Origin of the sequence: uncultured Reyranella sp. (assembly GCF_945957355.1) — a bacterium.
Classification (GTDB): domain Bacteria; phylum Pseudomonadota; class Alphaproteobacteria; order Reyranellales; family Reyranellaceae; genus Reyranella.
This window is the reverse complement of record NZ_CAMFKM010000010.1, coordinates 180399-197781: the sequence shown is the minus strand read 5'-3', so window position 1 is coordinate 197781 and position 17383 is coordinate 180399. Positions and strand designations below refer to the sequence as shown.

Below are 17383 nucleotides of genomic sequence, written 5' to 3'. Positions count from 1 at the left end.
CGCTGTTACTTCTTCTTGATTCCGATGAGGCGGCCGGCCTGGGCCGGGCGGGGGAGGGCGGCGTGGGCCGCGGCGAGCTTCTCGATGCGCTCCATGGCGAAGTCGGGCCACGGCGCCGAGCGGCGGGTCTTGTAGTCGATGTTCATCAGCATGAGTTCGTTGGTGGCGGCGAGATAGCCTTCCTTCGCGTGATACATCATGTGGATGTAGTGGATGCGCTTGGCGTCGTGGTCGAGGATCTGCGTGGTGATGCGCAGGGGATCGCCTTCCTTGACCTCGCGATCGTAGGTGACGTGTGCCTCGAGCACGAAGGTCATGCCGATCTCGTCGCGCGTATATTCGTAGCCGCAGCCGAATTGCTGGCACAGCGTGTCCGTCGCCTTGTCGAAGGCCACGACGTAGTAGCCGACGTTCATGTGACCGTTCCAGTCGATCCAGTCGGGCAGCACGGTGGCGTTGTGCCGGTCGAGCGGCGCCGCGAGATCGAGATCGATCATGGGGTATGGAGCTAATTTCATGCGACCGACCGTAGCGAAGCGGCCCCGCGCACCGCAAGTTCCGTGCAACGGCGTTGCGAGGAGCGAACATGGCGAAGAAGACGAAGGCGGTCGTGCTGGGCGTGGGCGCCGAACGCGGCCTGGGCGCGGCGGCAAGCCGCCGCTTTGCGAAAGAGGGCTATCACGTGCTGGTGGCCGGTCGCACCGGGCCCAAGATCGACAAGGTCGTGCAGGGAATCTGCGAGGCCGGCGGCTCGGCGACGGCGGTCGTGGTCGACGGCACGAAGGAGAACGAGGTCGTCGCGCTGTTCGACCGGGCGATGGCAGACGACGCGGACGGCGCGCCGGCCGACCTGCTGGTGTTCAACATGGGCAACAACGCCGCCGTGGATTTCCGCGAGATGACGGCGCAGCATTTCGAGGACTCGTGGCGGGTCGGCTGTTTCGGCGGCTTCCTGTTCGGCCGCGAAGCCATGCGCCGGCTGGCGCCGCTCGGACGCGGCACGGTGATCTTCACCGGCGCCTCGGGCTCGTTGCGCGGCCGGCCGCGGTTCGCAGCCTTCAACGCGACCAAGGGCGGGCTCAGGCTGATGGTGCAGTCGATGGCCCGCGAATTCGGCCCGCAGGGCATTCATGTCGCGCACGCGATCATCGACGGCGGCATCGAGGGCGAGCGTCTGCTATCGCGCATGCCCGACCGCGCCGAGAAGGCCGGTCCGGACGGACTGCTGAACATCGACGCGATCGCCGACAGCTACTGGCACCTCCATCGCCAGCACCGCAGCGCCTGGACGCACGAGATCGACCTGCGGCCGTATAAGGAGTCGTTCTAACAGTCCCCGCTAAAGCGGAATCGCCAGCAGCTCCGCGGCCACCAGGTCCGGCGCCGAGAGGATGCAGTTGTGGCCGGCTTCTATCGAACGGTAGCGGACATGCGGCATCGCCTGGACCTTCTCGTGCATGCCGGCCGACACAGGATAGCGCGGCTTGGTGCAGGCGATGTAGGTCATAGGGCGGCCGTTGCCGGCAGGATGATGGAGCGTGATCGGCTTGGTGTAGCAGGCGAGCGGATGCGGCGTGAGCTGGCTGTGCGTCCAGGCCGCCAGTTCCGGATCGTCGATGATCAGGCTGCCGACCGGCGCGAAGGGCAGCACCTCGGTGTCGTTCACGATCTTTATCAACTTCTTCCGCTTGGCCACGATCTCGGGCGGAATGCGGCCGAAGATCGACTGGCCGTCGGTCGCAATGCCGCCGTCGACGATGACGAGATGGCCGATCCGCTCGGGGATGCGATCGGTCACCAGCGTCGCGATCAGGCTGCCGAAACTGTGGCCGACCAGCACGATGTCGCGCAGGTCTTCCTTCTCCAGGGTGGCGATCGTGTCGGCGAGGAACACGTCGTTGTCGAGTTCGGGCGACAGTTCCGCCGCGCGCTCGCCGACGCCGCGAAAGGTCAGCGCGCGGGCGTCATGGCCCGCCGCGGTCAGGCGTTCGATCACGAATTTCCAGGTCCAGGCGCCCATCCAGGCGCCGGGTAGACAGACATAGGTACGGGACGCGGTCATTCAGCTCAGCGTTTTCGGGGTTTTCATTGGCATGATACCGTGCCGCAAACCAACGGAGGATTCCATGGCCACCAATCGTCGCGTCTTGCTGAAGTCACGACCGCAGGGCGAACCAACGCCCGGCAATTTCGAGGTCGTCGACCAGGCGATTCCCGAGCCGAAGGACGGCGAATACCTGTCGCGCACGATTTGGCTGTCGCTCGATCCCTACATGCGCGGCCGCATGGCCGAGGCCAAGGGCTACGCGTCGAACGTCAATCTCGGCGACGCGATGGTCGGCGGCACGGTGGGCCAGGTCGTGAAGTCGAAAAACCCGCGCTTCAAGGAAGGCGACTATGTCGTCGAGTATGCCGGCTGGCAGAGTTACGCCTGCTCGACCGGCGACATGTCGATGAAGCTCGACCCCGACCCCGACGCCGCGCCGCTCTCGACTGCGCTGTCGGTGCTCGGCATGCCGGGCATGACGGCGTGGTGGGGCCTGATGGAAATCGGCAAGCCCAAGGCGGGCGAGACCGTCGTGGTTTCGGCGGCGTCCGGCGCCGTCGGTTCCGTGGTCGGGCAGCTCGCCAAGCTCAGAGGCTGCCGCGCGGTCGGCATCGCCGGCGGCAAGGAGAAGTGCGACTACGTCGTGAACGAGCTGGGCTTCGACGCCTGCGTCGACTATCGCGCGGCGGGGGGGAACCTGTTCAAGGAGCTGCGGGCGGCGGCGCCCAAGGGCATCGACATCTACTTCGAGAACGTGGGCGGGGCGGTACAGGCGGCCGTCGTACCGCAGCTCAACGACTTCGCGCGCGTGCCGCTCTGTGGCCTGATCTCGCAGTACAACGACATGCAGATGAACCCCGGTCCCGACTGGCGCCTGCTGCTGATCAAGCGTGCCACCGTGACCGGTTTCATCGTCTCCGATCACTTCGGCCAGATGGCCGACTTCTGGAAGGAAGTGCCGCCGCTCGTGAGGGCCGGCAAGATCAAGTACCGCGAGGATGTCGTGAAGGGCATCGAGAACGCGCCCGAGGCCTTCATCGGCCTGCTCAAGGGCCGGAACTTCGGCAAGCTGCTGGTGCAGGTCGCCGAGGATCCGACCCGGAAGTAGCGCCTCAGGCGGCGGGGCGGTTCTTCAGCGCCAGCCCCATCGTCACCCAGCCCGAGCCGATGAAGATCAGGTCGATGCCGAGGAAGATGCCCAGCACGAAGAAGCTGGAGGCCGGCCACTGGGCGATGATCATGGCGCCCAGCAGCAGGGTCACGAGTCCGGAGACGACGACCCAGCCCCACGGCTTGCCGGCGGACTTCATGCTGAAGGCGAGGAAGATGCGGAGAACGCCACCGGCCACGAGGGCCGCGCCCAGCATCAGTGTGAGGATGGTGGCCGCGGCGAAGGGGTTGCCGATGGCGATGACGCCGGCGCCGACATAGAGCAGGCCGAGCAGCATCCAGACGGCGAACTTGCCCCAGCCCTTGACGCTGAAGGCGGCGACGATTTCCGCGACGCCGCCCATGATCATCATGATGCCGACGATCATGACGGCCGAGGCGGTGGCGGCGACGGCGCTGCCCAGCGCGATGAAGCCGGCGATCAGGAACACGACGCCCAGCGCCACGATCCATCCCCACTTGGCACGAAGGACCTTGAGGCCCTCCGCCAGATTGGGCGGAAGCGGAGTGTTGGTGGACATTGTCATGGCGATGCTCCTTCAGAGCGGAATGGACAATGTCAGGATACACCCGCGCAATGGCACTGTCGCCGGTTGTATGGGACACTGAAGCGTCACAGGAATGCAGGAAGACATGAACGATTCTAAGAATGAGGCATCGCCTCCGCGGCCCGCCACTACCGTGCTGCTGCTGCGGCCGTCGAAGCCGGGAGATGCCGCCTCGCCGCTCGAAGTCTTCATGGTCGTGCGCCATCACCAGATCGACTCCTTCTCCGGCGCGCTCGTCTTCCCCGGCGGCAAGCTCGAGGAAGCAGACGGCGCTCCGTCGCTGCGCGCCCGCTGCGGCGGCGCCGACAAGATCGACGACGCCGAGCTGAAATTCCGGGTTGCCGGCGTGCGCGAGGCGTTCGAGGAATGCGGCGTCCTGCTGGCGCGCAAGCGCGGCCATAAGGCGTTGATCGGGGCGGCCGACCTCAAGGGCATCGAGGAGCGCTGGCGCGTCAAGCTCGCCAAGGACGAGGCGAGCATCGTCGACATGGTCGAGGCCGAGGATCTCGAGATCGCAACCGAGCTGATGACGCCGTACGCGCACTGGATTACGCCGACCTTCGTGCCGAAGCGTTTCGACACCTGGTTCTTCCTGGCCGAGGCGCCAGAAGACCAGATCGCCCTGCACGACGGGTCGGAGTCGACGGACTCGGTCTGGATCGGACCTCAGGAAGCAATCGAAGAAGCGAAGGCCGGCAAGCGGACGCTGGTCCACGCCACGACGAAGAACCTCGAGCTGCTGGCCGAGGGCAAGACGGTCGCCGGCGCAATCTCCGCAGCGAGTGCCCGCAAGATCGTCACCGTCCAGCCCTGGGTCGAGGTGAAGGACGGCAAGAAGTTCCTCCACATCCCCGAGGGCGCGGGTTACCGCAACCTCGTCCGCGAGATGCCGCCGTCCGGTGGCGTTCCGCAGACCGGAAGATAATTCCGCCCATTACGATGCGGACAAAGAAAGCGGCTCGCCCGACCGGGGCGACCGCGCTAAGAGCGACGACATAAACGCTCGTTCATGAACCGACTTCGGTCGGACCAGGTGGAGGAAGAAGAACGATGGTCGGAATCGTGGCCTATGGCGCCTATGTGCCGCGCCTGCGTCTCAACCGGCAAGCCGTGTACGAGGCCAACAAGTGGTTCGCCCCGGGCCTGCGCGGGCTCTCCAAGGGCGAGCGTTCGATGGCCAACTGGGACGAGGACTCGATTACCATGGCGGTCGAGGCGTCGCGCGACTGCCTGACCAGCCACAAGGCGGAGGACGTCCGCAACATCTACTTCGCCTCAACGACCCATCCGTTCAAGGATCGCCAGAATGCCGGCGTGATCGGCACGGCGCTCAACGTCGAGCAGAACCTGTCGGCGATGGACGTCGGCGGTTCGCTGAAGGCCGGCACCTCGGCGCTGATCGCCGGCCTCAACGCCTCCCGGGACGGCGCACCGTCTCTGGTCGCGGCCGCCGACAAGCGGATGGCTCGCGTCGCTTCGGCCAACGAACTCAACTACGGCGATGGCGCGGCGGCGCTGCTCTGCGGCACCGAGAACGTGATCGCCAGGCTGGTCGGCCACCATTCCGTGTCGATGGACTTCGTCGATCACTTCCGCGGCGAGGACGCCGAGTTCGATTACGGCTGGGAAGAGCGCTGGATCCGCGACGAGGGCTACGCGAAGATCGTGCCGCCCGCGATCAAGGCGGCACTTGCGGCCTGCAAGCTCACCGGCGGCGACATCACCCACTTCATCATGCCCAGCCTGATGCCGGCAGTGCCCAAGCTGATGGCCAAGATGGCGGGCATCGGCGAGAGCACGGTGCGCGACCTGATGGGCGCTTCGCTGGGTGATACCGGCGCGGCCCATGCGCTCGTCATGCTGGTCGATGCGCTGGAAAGCGCCAAGGCGGGCGACAGGATCATGGTCGTGGCCTTCGGCCAGGGCGTCGATGCGCTGGTCTTCGAAGTCACGGCCGAGAAGGACAAGCTGCCCGCGCGCAAGGGCCTGTCCGGCTGGATGGCGCGTCGCAAGGAAGAGAAGAACTACATGAAGTTCCTCGCCTTCAACGACATGCTGCCGATCGACAAGGGCATGCGGGCCGAGTTCGACAAGAAGACGGCCCTGTCGGTCCTGTGGCGCAAGCGCGACATGATCTACGGGCTGGTCGGCGGCAAGTGCAGGGTGTGCGGCACCGTGCAGTTCCCGCGCAGCCAGGTCTGCGTCAATCCCAACTGCCATGCGATGGACAGCCAGGATCCCTACGCGATGGCCGGGCTGGAATGCTCGGTGATGTCGTTCACTGCCGACTCGCTCACCTATTCGCCGGACCCGCCGGCCTACTACGGCATGATCACCTTCCCCGAGGGCGGGCGCTTCATGGCCGACTTCACCGACAGCGACAAGGACCAGGTGAAGGTCGGCGCCAAGATGCGCATGACCTTCCGCATCCGCGACAACGACCAGATGCGCGGTGGCTTCAAGCGTTACTTCTGGAAGGCGACGCCGGTTTGAGCCTGTCGGCCCGGATCGCCTTCCCGGTTCAAGAGTTTCGTTAGTTTCAAGAGTTCAACCTCACCACCAAGGAGACCTGCAATGGCTCGTGGTATCAAGGACAAGGTCGCGATTCTCGGCATGGGCTGCTCGAAGTTCGGCGAACGCTGGGACAGCGGCGCCGAGGAGCTGATGCTCGAAGCCTACAAGGAATGCCTGAAGGACGCCGGCATCGACCAGAACCAGCTCCAGGCTGCCTGGTTTTCGACCGCCATCGACGAGGTCCATGTCGGCAAGTCGGGCATTCCGCTGTCGATGACGCTGCGCCTGCCCAACATCCCGGTGACGCATGTCGAGAACATGTGCGCCTCCGGTACCGAGGCCTTCCGCGGCGCCTGCTATGCCGTGGCCTCCGGCGCTGCCGACTTCGCCCTGGCGCTGGGCGTCGAGAAGCTGAAGGACACTGGCTATGGCGGCCTTCCAGGCGGCCGTGGCGGCCCGCTGCAGGCCCTGTGGAACGCCAATGGCACGGCGCCCGGCAACTTCGCCCAGCTCGCCACCGCCTACATGACCGCCCATGGCGTGTCGGGCGAGGACCTCAAGAGGGCGATCGGCCATGTCTCATGGAAGAGCCACCAGAACGGCGCGAAGAATGCAAAGGCGCATCTCCAGAAGGCCGTCGAGATGGACACCATCCTCAACGCGCCGATGATCGCGTCGCCGCTTGGCCTGTTCGACTGCTGCGGCGTGTCCGACGGCGCCGCTGCGGCCATCGTGACGACGCCGGAGATCGCCAAGGCGCTCGGCAAGCACGACATCGTCAGCGTCAAGGCGCTGCAGCTCTCGGTCTCGAACGGCTCGGAGTCGGGCCACAATTCGTGGGACGGCAGCTACTTCCACACGACGCGCATCGCCTCGAAGAAGGCCTATGAAGAGGCCGGCATCAAGAACCCGCGCGACGAAGTGTCGATGTTCGAGGTCCATGACTGCTTCTCGGTCACCGAGCTGGTGACCATGGAAGACCTGCACATCTCCGAAACCGGCAAGGGCTGGAAGGACGTGCTCGACGGCTTCTACGACGCCGACGGCAAGATCCCCTGCCAGATCGACGGCGGCCTCAAGTGCTTCGGCCATCCGATCGGCGCCTCGGGCCTGCGCATGCTCTACGAGATGTACCTGCAACTCCAGGGCAAGGCCGGTCCCCGCCAGCTCAAGGACCCGCGCATCGGCATGACGCACAATCTCGGTGGCGCTCCGCGCGAGAACATCGCGAGCGTGGCCATCGTCGGCCGCTACGAGTAGTCGCCAATCGCGAAGCCCTCTCTCCGACTCGAAGGCAGTCGGGGAGAGGGCTTTTCTTTGCATCCGATCAGGAGGAGACATCCATGGAGCTCGACAAGAAGCTCATCGGCCACCAGTTCAAGCCGTTCACCGCCACCGTCGAGGCCGGCAAGATCAAGCTGTTCTGCAAGGCCATCGGCGAGGAAGACCCGATCTATTCCGACGAGGCCGCGGCCAAGGCGGCGGGCTATCGCGGCATCACCGCGCCGCTTACCTTCCTGCGCGCCCTGCAGGCCGACGATCCCAACAAAGGCGGACTCCTGCGCCTGCTCAACGTCGATATCGGCCTGATCCTGCACGGCGAGCAGCACTTCGAATACTACGCGCCGGTCGTGGTGGGCGACGTCGTCACCTGCCAGGAGAAGGTCGTCGACATCTACGACAAGAAGGGCGGCGCGCTGTGGTTCGTTGTCCAGGAGATGGAGATGAAGGACCAGGCGGGCAAGCTGCTGGCCAAGGGCCGCGGCGTCACCGTCGTTCGCAACCCCGACGCGGCGAAGAAGTAAGGGAGGCACTCATGGCAACTGCGACCGCTCCGAAATTTGCCGACGTGAAGGTCGGCGACGAACTCAAGCCGCTGGTGCTGCCGCCGATCAGCCGCCACCAGCTCGCCCTCTACTGCGGCGGCTCGGGCGACCACAATCCGATCCACGTCGATCTCGACTTCGCGAGAAAGTTCGGTTTCAAGGACGTGTTCGCCCACGGCATGCTGTCGATGGCCTTCCTCGGCCGCCTCGTCACCAGCTGGGTCCCGCAGAAGCAGGTCCGCGGCCTCGGGACGCGCTTCACCTCGATCACCTGGGTGGGCGACGTCATCACCGTCTCCGGCAAGGTCACGGGCAAGCGCGAGAAGGACGGCGAGAAGCTGGTCGATCTCGAGGTCAAGTGCACCAACCAGAACGGCCAGGACACGCTTCAGGGCACCGCCACGGTCGCGCTGAACTGACGTCGAGCATCAGGAGACAGACATGGGTCAGATGGACGGCAAGGTGGCGATCGTCACCGGTTCGGGACGTGGCATCGGCAAGGAGATCGCGCTGCGCCTGGTGCGCGACGGCGCCAGCGTCGTGATCAACGACATCGACGACGCGCCGGCCGAGGAAACCGTCGCCGAGATCATCAAGATGGGCGGCAGGGCGGTGGCCTGCAACGGCGACGTCGCCAAGCCGGATTTCGGCGACCGCATCGTGAAGACGGCCGTCGACGCGTTCGGCGACTGCCATGTCGTGGTGAACAATGCCGGGTACACCTGGGACTCGGTCATCCAGAAGATGAGCGACGAGCAGTGGTACGCCATCCTCGACGTCCACCTGACCGCGCCGTTCCGCATCCTCCGCGCCTTCCAGCTGCACTTCAAGGATGCCGTCGAGAAGGAGCGCGCCGAGGGCAAGCGCATCGTGCGCAAGGTCGTCAACATCTCCTCGACTTCGGGCGTCAACGGCAATGCCGGCCAGTCCAACTACTCGGCGGGCAAGGCGGGCATTATTGGCCTGACCAAGACGCTGGCCAAGGAGTTCGGCCGCTACGACGTCACGGTCAACGCGGTCGCCTTCGGCTACATCCAGACGCGCCTCACCAAGCCGCTGGCCCAGGGCGAGTCCGGCGAGATCGAGGTCCAGGGCCGCACCGTGAAGATCGGCGTCCAGGGCGGCCGTCTCGCCGCACTGAACCAGATGATCCCGCTCGGCCGCGGCGGCCTGCCCGAAGAAGCGGCCGGCTCGGTCTACCTGTTCTGCAGCCCGGACAGCGATTACGTCAGCGGCCAGTGCCTGGTCGTGAACGGCGGCCTCTGACGTCCAACTGGCAAAATCGACCGAAGGGTGGCCTGTTGGCCACCCTTTTTCGTTGTATACGCTTCCCGGGCTAGAATGGTGGGATGGCGTTGGGGTCTCTCGATATCGGAATTGTAGGCTGCGGCGTTGCGGGGCAGGCCGCTGCGAGTTTCCTCGCCGATGCCGGGCATCGCGTCACCGTTCTGGAACGGTTCGAGCAGCCGCACCCCGTGGGAGCCGGCCTTCTGCTGCAGCCCACGGGTCTGTCGGTCCTGCGGGCGCTTGGCCTGGAGCGGGGCGCCCTGACGGCAGGTGCCCGGATCGACGGGCTGGTCGGCGAAAACCAGTGGGGAATCCGGATCCTTGATCTGGCCTATGACGACCTGCATCCTGCCGCCTTCGGCCTCGGCATCCGCCGGTCGGTCCTGTTCGATCTGCTGCATCGCCGCCTTCTCACGGGAGGCGCCCGCCTGGTTTCCGGCGTGGAGATCGTCGACGTCGAGCGCGAGGGCGCCCGTGCGGTCGCGCTCGACCGGAAGGCCCGCCGGCACGGTCCGTTCGACCTGCTGGTGGTGGCAGATGGTTCACATTCGACGCTGAGGGAACGCGTGTTTCCTCGGGCCCGGGCGCCGCTCTATCCATGGGGCTGCATCTGGGCGACCGTCCCCGACCCCCTGGCGTCCGGTGCCGTCAGACTGCTTCGCCAGCGCTTCGCCGACACGACGACGATGATGGGTATCCTCCCGGTGGCGCCGGACGCGGTCACCATGTTCTGGAGCCTGCGGACGCCCGATCTCGCGCCCGATCGGCCGCTCGACCTGGAAAGTCTCCGGCAGGAGGCGCTGATTCTGTGGCCGGAAGCAGCGTCGATCATCGAGCGTGCGGTCGCTGCAGGCGAGTTTTCGCGCGCGACCTATCGGCACGTGTCGCTGCCGCGCTGGTATAATGGGCCCGTCGTGTTGCTGGGCGATGCGGCCCACGGCACCAGTCCGCAGCTGGGGCAGGGCGCCAATCTCGGCCTGCTCGATGCCCATGCCCTGGCGCGCTGCCTGGCCGGGGCGGCCGATGTCGCCCAGGCGCTGGAACTTTTCTCGCGCCGGCGCGGGCCGTCGAACCGTTTCTACCAATCCGCCAGTCATCTGCTGACGCCGTTCTTCCAGTCGGACAGCGTGCCTCTCGCCATCCTGCGCGACCTTCTGCTTCGCCAGGCCTGCCAGACGCCGGTCGTGCGGCCGATGTTGACGGGCGTGCTGGCGGGTCTGCGCCGGGGCTGGCTGTCGGTCGAATCGCTCGATTCCGACGGCCGCTATCCACTCTAGCTTCGTCGCGACAGGGCGGCCCAGCGGCCTGGCGTGACGCCGAAGCGGGCGGAGAAATGCCGCGTGAGATGGCTCTGGTCGGCGAACCCCGCGGCGGCGGCAGCGTCGGACAGGGGACTGCCCTCGGCGATCAGGGCCTGGGCGCACATCAGGCGCCGGCCGACCTGGTAGCGATGCGGCGAAGTGCCGAAGGCCGACCGGAAATGGCGGGCGAGCGTGAAGCGGTCGAGTCCACTGACGCCCTCCAGCTCATCGGAGCCCACGACACGATGGGATTCGGCCAGCAGGAAATCGCGGGCCAGCCGCACCGCGCGAAGGGCGACGCGACCGCGTCCACGGCGCGGGCCGCCGTCGCTGCGCCGCGCGAGCAGGTCGGCGATCCGGCCGATTGTGGCATCGATCGCCAGCGGTTCCAGCGGCTGCGGAAAATCGACGAAGGCCTCCTCGATGACCTTCGCGATTGCTGGATCGTATGCGACGGCCTCCACGACATGGGGCGGGCTGGCGCCATCGAGGGCCTGGGAGACCGAAGCGGGATCGAGATAGAGCATGCGATAGGCGAAGGCGCCGCCTTCGCCGGCATGGCCGTCATGCGCCTCGTCGGGATGCAGGACCAGCACCTGCCGCGCGCGGCTCGCCCGCAGGCAGCCGCGATAGTGGAACTGCTGCACGCCGTAGAGGGTGAGGCCGACGCCATAGGTTTCGTGCCGGTGCAGATCGTAGGCATGGCCGCCGAAGCACCCTTCGAGGCGCTGCAGGCCCGACGTCGGTCGGTCGAGGTGGATCCGGTCGAAGGTCATGCACGAATGTTCAAGACGATGGGAACAGCATGCCCCATATCGGCGGCATGATCTACGAAACCAAGACCGCACTCGTCCTGCGCAAGGATCTGGCCGCCTGGCAGATGGCCAACGTCTCCGCATTCCTCGCGGGCGGCCTCGCCGGCACCCATGCCCATCTGTTGGGAGAACCCTATCGCGACGCGGGCGGGCGGGCCTACACCGCGCTGATCCGCGAGCCGATGTTCGTCTATGGCGCGACGCTGGAGGAGCTTCAGCGCACCCATCAGAGGACCCTGTCGCGTGAGCTCGTGCCTGCGATCTATATCGAGCCGATGTTCACCACGACCAACGATGTCGACAACCGTGCCGCCGTGGCGGCGGCACCGGTCGATGCGATGAATTTCGTCGGAATCGGCGTGCATGGCCCGCGCAAGACCATCGACAAGGTGGTCAACGGGTTGAAGTTCCTGGCTTAGGCCGGGCGCCGCACACGCATCAGGATGAGAGCGGCGGCCGCGAGGTTGAGGCCCATGCAGGCTGCCAGCGGCACGCCGTAGCCACCCGATGCGTCGCGCAGGACGCCGAGCAGGCCCGGACCGAAGGCATAGAGGGTCTGCACGACGGCGGTCGAGAGGGCGACGATCGCGGGAAACTGGTCGGGCGTGTATTCGCGCTGCACGATCATCGGCGACAGGGTGATGTTGTTGCCGACCGAGAAGCCGTAGACCGCACAGGCGGCATAGACCGCGAGCGGCGCCTCGGCATAGGCGAGCACGGCGATGGCCCCGACCTGGACCAGAAAGCAGATTGCCGAGGCAGGCCGTGGCTGGAGCCGGTCGATCACGAGGCCCAGCACGACGCGGCCGACCAGCGCCATCACGGCATTGATGCCGACGGCGAACGCTGGGTCGATCGCCGGACCGCCGCCGGCCGAGCGGGCGGTGACCAGCGGCACGAGATGAGTGAGGAAGCCCACCTGGGACAGCAGCACGAAGGCGAAGGGGGCGGAGATGCTCCAGAAATGCCACTGGCGTAGCGCCGCGAGCCGCGTCGGACGCACGGCCGTGGGCCTGGGCGACAGGGGGCCGCGGCGAATGAAAAGCGCGACGGTGCCGGCCGCCAGCACGATGCCGATGGCGACCAGCAGCCGCTCCGCCGTCGCGAAGCCGAGCGTGGGGATGGCCGCGAGCAGGACGGGCGTGACGACGAGGCCCGCGACCGTGGCGCCGCTCAGCGCGAGATTGAGGGCGAGGCCGCGCTTGCGGTCGAACCATTGCCCGACCGTCGCGGCGATCGGCGCCACGCTGGTCGCGTTCCAGCCCGGCGCCATGACGATGTAGAGCATGACCAGCTGCCACGGTTCGGTGACCGACGGCAGCAGCATGAGAGAGGCAGTGGTGATCGATAGACCGGCCAGGAACACGGTGCGCGGCCCGAAGCGGCCGATCGCCTCGGCGATGCGCGGCAACAGGAAGGCGCCCAGCACGTAGTGCGCGGTGACGACCGACGAGATGAAGCCGGTCGACCAGCCGTGCGCGCGCTGCAGCTCGACGAGATAGATGCCGTGGGCATAGAAGCCGAAGCCCCATGCGAACACGGCCGACACGAAGCAGGCGAAGACGACGCGCCAGGCGGCGGGCGACGTGTCCGCTGCCGCATTCGTCGTCATGGCCGGCTCGCGCTCACAAGCGGCTGACGTGGGCCGAAACGCAGCGCCAGCCCTCCGGCCGCAGCTGCCAGTCGTCGGTGTACCAGCCGGCGCCCGGGCTGCCGTCGGGCTTCGTGTAGCTCGTTCGGGCGTGGATGATGGCGAAGTCGCCCAGCAGCCGGATCTTCACGTCATGCTCGCGCAGGTCCTTCACCGCCGAGCCGCGGCCGATCTGTACCAGGAAGGCCGCGCGTTCGATCAGCCCGCCGTCGGGATTGGTATTGTGGAAATCCTCCGACAGATGCCGGTCGAACCATCCCACGTCGGCTTCGGCAACCGACCGCACGTAGTGGTGATTGAGTTGCTGCAGGGTCGCCAGATGCCGGGCCTTGTCGTCGGTCACGATGCTTCCTCCGTCCTGCCGGCTGCGTTCACAGGCGTGGCGCGTACTTGGTGAGCTGCTCCAGGGACGAGTTCCAACCCGCCTCGTGCGACCGGCAGAACTCGGGCGAATGGAAGTCGGATTGGGTGAAGCGGACCTCCGTGCCCTCACCACGCTCCGCGAAGGTCACGGTGACGAGGGTCGTCGGCGTCAGCGACCCGTCGCGGCGGACCCAGGCATGGGTGAAGACGAGACGCTCGGGTTCGGAGATCTCGCGATAGCTGCCGACTTCGGTCTGTATGGCGCCGGTCTCGTCCGACTGGATCCGCATGCGCCAGGCGCCACCTTCGCGCAGGTCGAGGGCGCAGGACAGGATGTGGAAGCCGGGCGGCGCCCACCATTGCTTCATGCGCTCGGGTTCGATGAAGGCGCGGAAGACGAGCGCGCGCGGCGCCGCCAGCACGCGGTTCAGCGTGAATTCTCGGCGCGCCGGGAAGCTCGATTCACTTGCTCTTGCGGGCATTGGTCCGTTTCCTCTTCCTGGGCGCGGGCAAAGGCGCCTGGGCCTGGTGCAGATAGGTTTCCAGCTGGTCGAACCGCTGTTCCCAGAAGCGGCGATAGGTGGCCACCCAGTCGGAGACCTCGTGCAGTGGTCCGGCGGCGAGGCGGCAGGGGCGGCGCTGGGCGTCGCGCCCCCGCGCGACGAGCCCGGCGCGCTCCAGCACCTTGAGATGCTTGGAGATCGCCGGCAGCGACATGTCGAAGGGCTCGGCCAGTTCGCCGACCGAGGTCTCACCCCGGGCCAGGCGCGCCAGGATGGCCCGTCGCGTCGGATCGGCGAGGGCGGAGAAAGTGGTGGTGAGGCGATCGCTGACAGGAGTCATGGCCGTTCTTCATTATTAACCGTAGGGTAAAATAAAGGCGGCCAGCCACCGGCTGTCAAGCGAAGCCGCTACGACAGGAAGAGCCGGGCTCCGATCGGAAGCGTGCGGGCTTTCTCCAGCCCCTCCAGGGTCGTGCGGTAGCCGAGTTCGATAGCCGCGTCGAAGCTCGTCCAGTCGAGCAGGTCGATGTGGGTCATCGGCGGCACGATCAGCAGCTCGGCGGCGGCGCGATCCTCCGCCGCGCGCGAGGTGCTGGCGACCAGCGCCGAGCGCAGCAGGATGCGCACGATCGATGGGATCGGCAGAGTCTCGTTGCGCTTCCACACGAGGCGCCGGAAGAACTGCCAGGCCGACCAGGGTTCCATGACGCCCTCGCCGGCGGACAGAGCGCCGCCGGTGTCGATGTCGACGCCGATGGTCACACCGCGGCCCAGCCGTTGCATCGCGCGCACGGGAAAATTGTCGATGACGCCGCCGTCGACATGCACTTCGCCCGCCTCGTTGAAGGGCGGCATCACCCCGGGAATCGACACCGACGCGCGCAGCCACCGCCAGAGACGCCCGACCGTATGGATGTCGGCCTTGGACGTCGTGAGATTCGCGGTCATGCAGTAGTAGGGGAGGATCAGGTCCTCGATGTCCCTCTCGCCGAAGGCCATGCGCAGGAGGCGCGTGACGCGGCGGCCGGCAAAGAGGGAGATCAGCGGCACCGTGTAGTCGCTGAGGGGATTGTTGTCGACGAAGGCGCGGCGGAATCGCGCGTCGAGTTCCTCGTCGTTCCAGCGCGCTGCGACGCCGGCCGCGACGATCGCACCCATGCTGGTGCCGCCCACCAGGTCGATCGGCACGCCGCTCTGGCGCAGCGCCTTGACCACGCCGATATGCGTGAAGGCGCGCGCGCCGCCGCCCGCCATGACGACCCCCACCGCATGGCCGGTCAGGGTGCGGGCCAGCCGGTCGATGTCGGCATGGACGTCGAGGCGCACGTGATGGTGGTTGCCGTAGAGCCCGCCCGCCAGGAGCGGCGCGGTGGAGCCCGCCCTCGGATCGTGACCTTCATGCAGCAGCACCAGCTCGCGGCGCCGGTGGAACACCGCGCCGCTCTGCGCCGTCTCGATCTCGAAGGGCACCCTGGTCGGCGCGTCGTTGTCGGCGTTGCGCATTACCACCAGGCAATCGGCCTGGCGCAGGCAGAGCTCGGTCCATGGCGTCAGGGTCGGATCGGCTCGGTAGAGGACGAACGACGATTCCATCTCGCAGCGCGCGAACCATTCGGGCTCCTGGTCGAGCGATTCCGATCCCAGCATCTGCACCTGGGTGCCGATGCGGCCGAGGGCGTTGGCCAGCATCACTGCGAATCGCGCCGAGGGAACGTCGGGGCCGCTCGGCAGCAGCGCGAAAGTGCGCGGCTGGCGGCGCGCGCCCCCGGCGTCCTGCGCGTTGCGCGCCACGACGCTGCGCATCAGCGCCGGCAGGACCTGGGGATGGTTGGAGGTGAGGGCGTGGAAGCTGCTTTGGGGCAGCCGCCAGACCTCGCTGTCGCGCAGCGCCGCGACGCTGCGCGTGCGCTTGCCCTGGGACAGGAGCGACATCTCGCCGACCAGATTGCCCGGCGGGATCTCGGCGATCAGCACAGGCTCGCGGGCGTCGCCCGCTTCGTGATGACGAAAGACCCCGAGCGAGCCGCTCGTCACGACATAGACGGCGTCGGCGGGTTCGCCTTGGCGGAACAGCGGCGCGCCCCCGGGCAGCACCAGGAGCGTCAACTGGTGTTCGACGGCTGCCAGGACTTCGGGAGCGAGGTCGGCGAACAGCGGAGTCTGCTGCAACACCTTCTGCAGCCGCAGCCGGGCGGTATCCTCGCTCGGCACGGCGAGACTCATCCCCCGGTCATTCCCTTCAGCGCCCAGCCGATCGTCTGGTCGGCGCGCGTCCACACCATCTCGCGCCATTTGTCGCCGGCGGGGAAGAAGCGCTCCTTCATGTCGGCTTTCAGCGTGCGACCCAGCGGCGAGCCGGGTTCGCCACGATGATGCAGCCAGTTGTCGGCGCGCACCGCGTTCAGCACTTCCGGTACGGTGTAGGTGCCGTATTCCAGCGCGACCGGCGTAACCTCGGCATCGGGCAGCTCCTGCGGGAAGGCGTCGGTCATGACTCCGACCACGACCGCCGAGGTGGAGGTGCCGCCTTCCGGGGAGGTCATCTCGTCACCGTACCAGGCCTTGGCGCGGGCGAACGACTTGGCGCCGGGCGACACCGCGCAGATCAGCTCGCCATGGCCGAACGGGCCGAGGCCGGTATGGAAATCGATGATGCCGACACGTTTCGCCCGCGACAGCTCCTCGCGGGCGACGGCGCGGACCGTGCGGTTGCTCCAGCTGGGCGCAGTGCCGCCGAAGAAGATCCCATCGGGGTGCGTGTACTGGCCGCCGCTGATCGCGCTCTGCAGGCCGAAGGCGCCGTGCTTCTGCGCGAAGGCGCCGAACACGCGTTCGGTCTCGGCGGCGCTCGCCTCGTTCCATTCGACCGGCAGGACGGCATTCGCGATCTCGAGATAGCCGTCGTTCTTCGGATAGCCCTTGTCGTGGTCGACGAAGTTGCGGTTGAGATCGACATTGTCCTCGGTGACGCGGCGCGTCCATGCGAAGCCATAGGGGTTGAGCGCATGGATCAGGAGCGCGCCGGTATCCTTCGGAAGCTTCGCCGGACCGCCCGAGCGCATCCACGCGATCTCGGCACCCGAGCCGCAATGACCCTCGACACCGTGCGTGCCGGCGATCAGCACCAGCATGTTCTGGGCATCGTCCGCCCCGAAGCGCGCCGTGTCGAGGAACAGTCTCTCGCCGTTGGGGCCGTGCGCCTTCGGGTTCAGCCAGGACCGCAGCGCGCCACCGGCTTCGGCGGCGGCGGCGCAGAACTTGGCGCGCGCCTCGGCATAGGTTTCAGAGAAGCACCCGGACACTGAGAACATGCATTTCCTCCGGCCGTCATCGTAGCCGGTTTGGCGACGAGGCGGAA

The 17383-nt window shown here is 66.9% G+C and carries 20 protein-coding genes; 10 read left to right on the top strand and 10 right to left on the bottom strand.

Annotated features, from left to right (window positions below; all coding sequences use genetic code 11):
- Positions 1-5: 5 nt before the first annotated feature.
- Positions 6-518: a thioesterase family protein gene (locus tag Q0Q48_RS17780; RefSeq protein ID WP_295140273.1), complete on the bottom strand. Its 513-nt coding sequence runs from the start codon at positions 516-518 to the stop codon at positions 6-8.
- A 68-nt stretch (positions 519-586) separates the two neighbouring features.
- Here Q0Q48_RS17780 and Q0Q48_RS17775 point away from each other — a divergent pair, with 68 nt between their 5' ends.
- Positions 587-1330: an SDR family NAD(P)-dependent oxidoreductase gene (locus Q0Q48_RS17775; protein WP_295140271.1), complete on the top strand. Its 744-nt coding sequence runs from the start codon at positions 587-589 to the stop codon at positions 1328-1330.
- Positions 1331-1339: 9 nt separating this feature from the next.
- On the opposite strand, the gene Q0Q48_RS17770 is transcribed toward Q0Q48_RS17775, so the two are convergent.
- The gene (locus tag Q0Q48_RS17770; RefSeq protein ID WP_295140269.1) at positions 1340-2062 is read right to left on the bottom strand and encodes an alpha/beta hydrolase; all 723 of its coding nucleotides are present in this window, start codon (positions 2060-2062) and stop codon (positions 1340-1342) included.
- A gap of 64 nt (positions 2063-2126) precedes the next feature.
- On the opposite strand from Q0Q48_RS17770, the gene Q0Q48_RS17765 reads away from it, so the two are divergent.
- Positions 2127-3155 carry an NADP-dependent oxidoreductase gene (locus Q0Q48_RS17765; protein ID WP_295140268.1) on the top strand — a complete coding sequence of 343 codons (1029 nt, stop codon included), beginning with the start codon at positions 2127-2129 and terminating at the stop codon, positions 3153-3155.
- A 4-nt stretch (positions 3156-3159) separates the two neighbouring features.
- Here the strand turns inward: Q0Q48_RS17765 and Q0Q48_RS17760 are convergent, their stop codons facing one another.
- Complete coding sequence (locus Q0Q48_RS17760; RefSeq protein ID WP_295140266.1) at positions 3160-3744, bottom strand: HdeD family acid-resistance protein; 585 nt, start codon at positions 3742-3744, stop codon at positions 3160-3162.
- A gap of 106 nt (positions 3745-3850) precedes the next feature.
- On the opposite strand from Q0Q48_RS17760, the gene Q0Q48_RS17755 reads away from it, so the two are divergent.
- From Q0Q48_RS17755 to Q0Q48_RS17725, 7 genes are all read left to right on the top strand, one after another.
- Positions 3851-4690 (top strand): NUDIX hydrolase, encoded by an 840-nt coding sequence (locus Q0Q48_RS17755; RefSeq protein ID WP_295140263.1) that lies wholly within the window; start codon positions 3851-3853, stop codon positions 4688-4690.
- 125 nt (positions 4691-4815) lie between these two features.
- The gene (locus tag Q0Q48_RS17750) at positions 4816-6258 is read left to right on the top strand and encodes an OB-fold domain-containing protein (protein WP_295140261.1); all 1443 of its coding nucleotides are present in this window, start codon (positions 4816-4818) and stop codon (positions 6256-6258) included.
- Positions 6259-6339: 81 nt separating this feature from the next.
- The gene (locus Q0Q48_RS17745) at positions 6340-7539 is read left to right on the top strand and encodes an acetyl-CoA acetyltransferase (protein ID WP_295140258.1); all 1200 of its coding nucleotides are present in this window, start codon (positions 6340-6342) and stop codon (positions 7537-7539) included.
- A gap of 83 nt (positions 7540-7622) precedes the next feature.
- Positions 7623-8084 (top strand): MaoC family dehydratase N-terminal domain-containing protein, encoded by a 462-nt coding sequence (locus Q0Q48_RS17740; RefSeq protein WP_295140255.1) that lies wholly within the window; start codon positions 7623-7625, stop codon positions 8082-8084.
- Positions 8085-8095: 11 nt separating this feature from the next.
- Complete coding sequence (locus Q0Q48_RS17735; protein WP_295140252.1) at positions 8096-8524, top strand: MaoC family dehydratase; 429 nt, start codon at positions 8096-8098, stop codon at positions 8522-8524.
- A gap of 22 nt (positions 8525-8546) precedes the next feature.
- Complete coding sequence (locus tag Q0Q48_RS17730; protein WP_295140250.1) at positions 8547-9371, top strand: SDR family NAD(P)-dependent oxidoreductase; 825 nt, start codon at positions 8547-8549, stop codon at positions 9369-9371.
- Between the two features lie 83 nt (positions 9372-9454).
- Positions 9455-10669: an NAD(P)/FAD-dependent oxidoreductase gene (locus tag Q0Q48_RS17725; RefSeq protein ID WP_295140247.1), complete on the top strand. Its 1215-nt coding sequence runs from the start codon at positions 9455-9457 to the stop codon at positions 10667-10669.
- Here Q0Q48_RS17725 and Q0Q48_RS17720 read toward each other — a convergent pair.
- Entirely contained in the window at positions 10666-11469 is an 804-nt protein-coding gene (locus tag Q0Q48_RS17720; RefSeq protein ID WP_295140245.1) for an AraC family transcriptional regulator, read from the bottom strand. The two genes, Q0Q48_RS17725 and Q0Q48_RS17720, sit on opposite strands and share 4 nt — an antisense overlap.
- Before the next feature lie 47 nt (positions 11470-11516).
- Between Q0Q48_RS17720 and Q0Q48_RS17715 the strand changes: the two genes are divergently transcribed.
- A complete protein-coding gene (locus Q0Q48_RS17715; RefSeq protein ID WP_295140242.1) occupies positions 11517-11927 on the top strand; it encodes a DUF2000 domain-containing protein in 411 nt (136 codons plus the stop codon).
- Here the strand turns inward: Q0Q48_RS17715 and Q0Q48_RS17710 are convergent.
- The 6 genes from Q0Q48_RS17710 to Q0Q48_RS17685 form a co-directional block, all read right to left on the bottom strand.
- On the bottom strand, positions 11924-13120 hold the full coding sequence (locus Q0Q48_RS17710; protein ID WP_295140240.1) for an MFS transporter: 1197 nt from the start codon (positions 13118-13120) through the stop codon (positions 11924-11926). The two genes, Q0Q48_RS17715 and Q0Q48_RS17710, sit on opposite strands and share 4 nt — an antisense overlap.
- A gap of 13 nt (positions 13121-13133) precedes the next feature.
- The gene (locus tag Q0Q48_RS17705; RefSeq protein ID WP_295140238.1) at positions 13134-13502 is read right to left on the bottom strand and encodes a nuclear transport factor 2 family protein; all 369 of its coding nucleotides are present in this window, start codon (positions 13500-13502) and stop codon (positions 13134-13136) included.
- A gap of 28 nt (positions 13503-13530) precedes the next feature.
- Positions 13531-14004, bottom strand: coding sequence for an SRPBCC domain-containing protein (locus Q0Q48_RS17700; RefSeq protein ID WP_295140236.1), 474 nt, complete (start codon positions 14002-14004; stop codon positions 13531-13533).
- Positions 13985-14365: a metalloregulator ArsR/SmtB family transcription factor gene (locus Q0Q48_RS17695; RefSeq protein ID WP_295140233.1), complete on the bottom strand. Its 381-nt coding sequence runs from the start codon at positions 14363-14365 to the stop codon at positions 13985-13987. Before Q0Q48_RS17695 ends, Q0Q48_RS17700 begins: the two co-directional genes overlap by 20 nt.
- A 68-nt stretch (positions 14366-14433) precedes the next feature.
- A complete protein-coding gene (locus tag Q0Q48_RS17690; protein WP_295140230.1) occupies positions 14434-16248 on the bottom strand; it encodes a patatin-like phospholipase family protein in 1815 nt (604 codons plus the stop codon).
- Entirely contained in the window at positions 16245-17336 is a 1092-nt protein-coding gene (locus Q0Q48_RS17685; RefSeq protein ID WP_295140227.1) for a M14 family metallopeptidase, read from the bottom strand. Before Q0Q48_RS17685 ends, Q0Q48_RS17690 begins: the two co-directional genes overlap by 4 nt.
- Positions 17337-17383 lie beyond the last annotated feature (47 nt).

What these genes read in the sequence shown, in the direction of transcription:
- Q0Q48_RS17780 (WP_295140273.1), bottom strand. Translation starts at nt 518, where the DNA reads ATGAAATTAGCTCCATACCCCATGATCGATCTCGATCTCGCGGCGCCG.
- Q0Q48_RS17775 (WP_295140271.1), top strand. Translation starts at nt 587, where the DNA reads ATGGCGAAGAAGACGAAGGCGGTCGTGCTGGGCGTGGGCGCCGAACGC.
- Q0Q48_RS17770 (WP_295140269.1), bottom strand. Translation starts at nt 2,062, where the DNA reads ATGACCGCGTCCCGTACCTATGTCTGTCTACCCGGCGCCTGGATGGGC.
- Q0Q48_RS17765 (WP_295140268.1), top strand. Translation starts at nt 2,127, where the DNA reads ATGGCCACCAATCGTCGCGTCTTGCTGAAGTCACGACCGCAGGGCGAA.
- Q0Q48_RS17760 (WP_295140266.1), bottom strand. Translation starts at nt 3,744, where the DNA reads ATGACAATGTCCACCAACACTCCGCTTCCGCCCAATCTGGCGGAGGGC.
- Q0Q48_RS17755 (WP_295140263.1), top strand. Translation starts at nt 3,851, where the DNA reads ATGAACGATTCTAAGAATGAGGCATCGCCTCCGCGGCCCGCCACTACC.
- Q0Q48_RS17750 (WP_295140261.1), top strand. Translation starts at nt 4,816, where the DNA reads ATGGTCGGAATCGTGGCCTATGGCGCCTATGTGCCGCGCCTGCGTCTC.
- Q0Q48_RS17745 (WP_295140258.1), top strand. Translation starts at nt 6,340, where the DNA reads ATGGCTCGTGGTATCAAGGACAAGGTCGCGATTCTCGGCATGGGCTGC.
- Q0Q48_RS17740 (WP_295140255.1), top strand. Translation starts at nt 7,623, where the DNA reads ATGGAGCTCGACAAGAAGCTCATCGGCCACCAGTTCAAGCCGTTCACC.
- Q0Q48_RS17735 (WP_295140252.1), top strand. Translation starts at nt 8,096, where the DNA reads ATGGCAACTGCGACCGCTCCGAAATTTGCCGACGTGAAGGTCGGCGAC.
- Q0Q48_RS17730 (WP_295140250.1), top strand. Translation starts at nt 8,547, where the DNA reads ATGGGTCAGATGGACGGCAAGGTGGCGATCGTCACCGGTTCGGGACGT.
- Q0Q48_RS17725 (WP_295140247.1), top strand. Translation starts at nt 9,455, where the DNA reads ATGGCGTTGGGGTCTCTCGATATCGGAATTGTAGGCTGCGGCGTTGCG.
- Q0Q48_RS17720 (WP_295140245.1), bottom strand. Translation starts at nt 11,469, where the DNA reads ATGACCTTCGACCGGATCCACCTCGACCGACCGACGTCGGGCCTGCAG.
- Q0Q48_RS17715 (WP_295140242.1), top strand. Translation starts at nt 11,517, where the DNA reads ATGATCTACGAAACCAAGACCGCACTCGTCCTGCGCAAGGATCTGGCC.
- Q0Q48_RS17710 (WP_295140240.1), bottom strand. Translation starts at nt 13,120, where the DNA reads ATGACGACGAATGCGGCAGCGGACACGTCGCCCGCCGCCTGGCGCGTC.
- Q0Q48_RS17700 (WP_295140236.1), bottom strand. Translation starts at nt 14,004, where the DNA reads ATGCCCGCAAGAGCAAGTGAATCGAGCTTCCCGGCGCGCCGAGAATTC.
- Q0Q48_RS17695 (WP_295140233.1), bottom strand. Translation starts at nt 14,365, where the DNA reads ATGACTCCTGTCAGCGATCGCCTCACCACCACTTTCTCCGCCCTCGCC.
- Q0Q48_RS17690 (WP_295140230.1), bottom strand. Translation starts at nt 16,248, where the DNA reads ATGAGTCTCGCCGTGCCGAGCGAGGATACCGCCCGGCTGCGGCTGCAG.
- Q0Q48_RS17685 (WP_295140227.1), bottom strand. Translation starts at nt 17,336, where the DNA reads ATGTTCTCAGTGTCCGGGTGCTTCTCTGAAACCTATGCCGAGGCGCGC.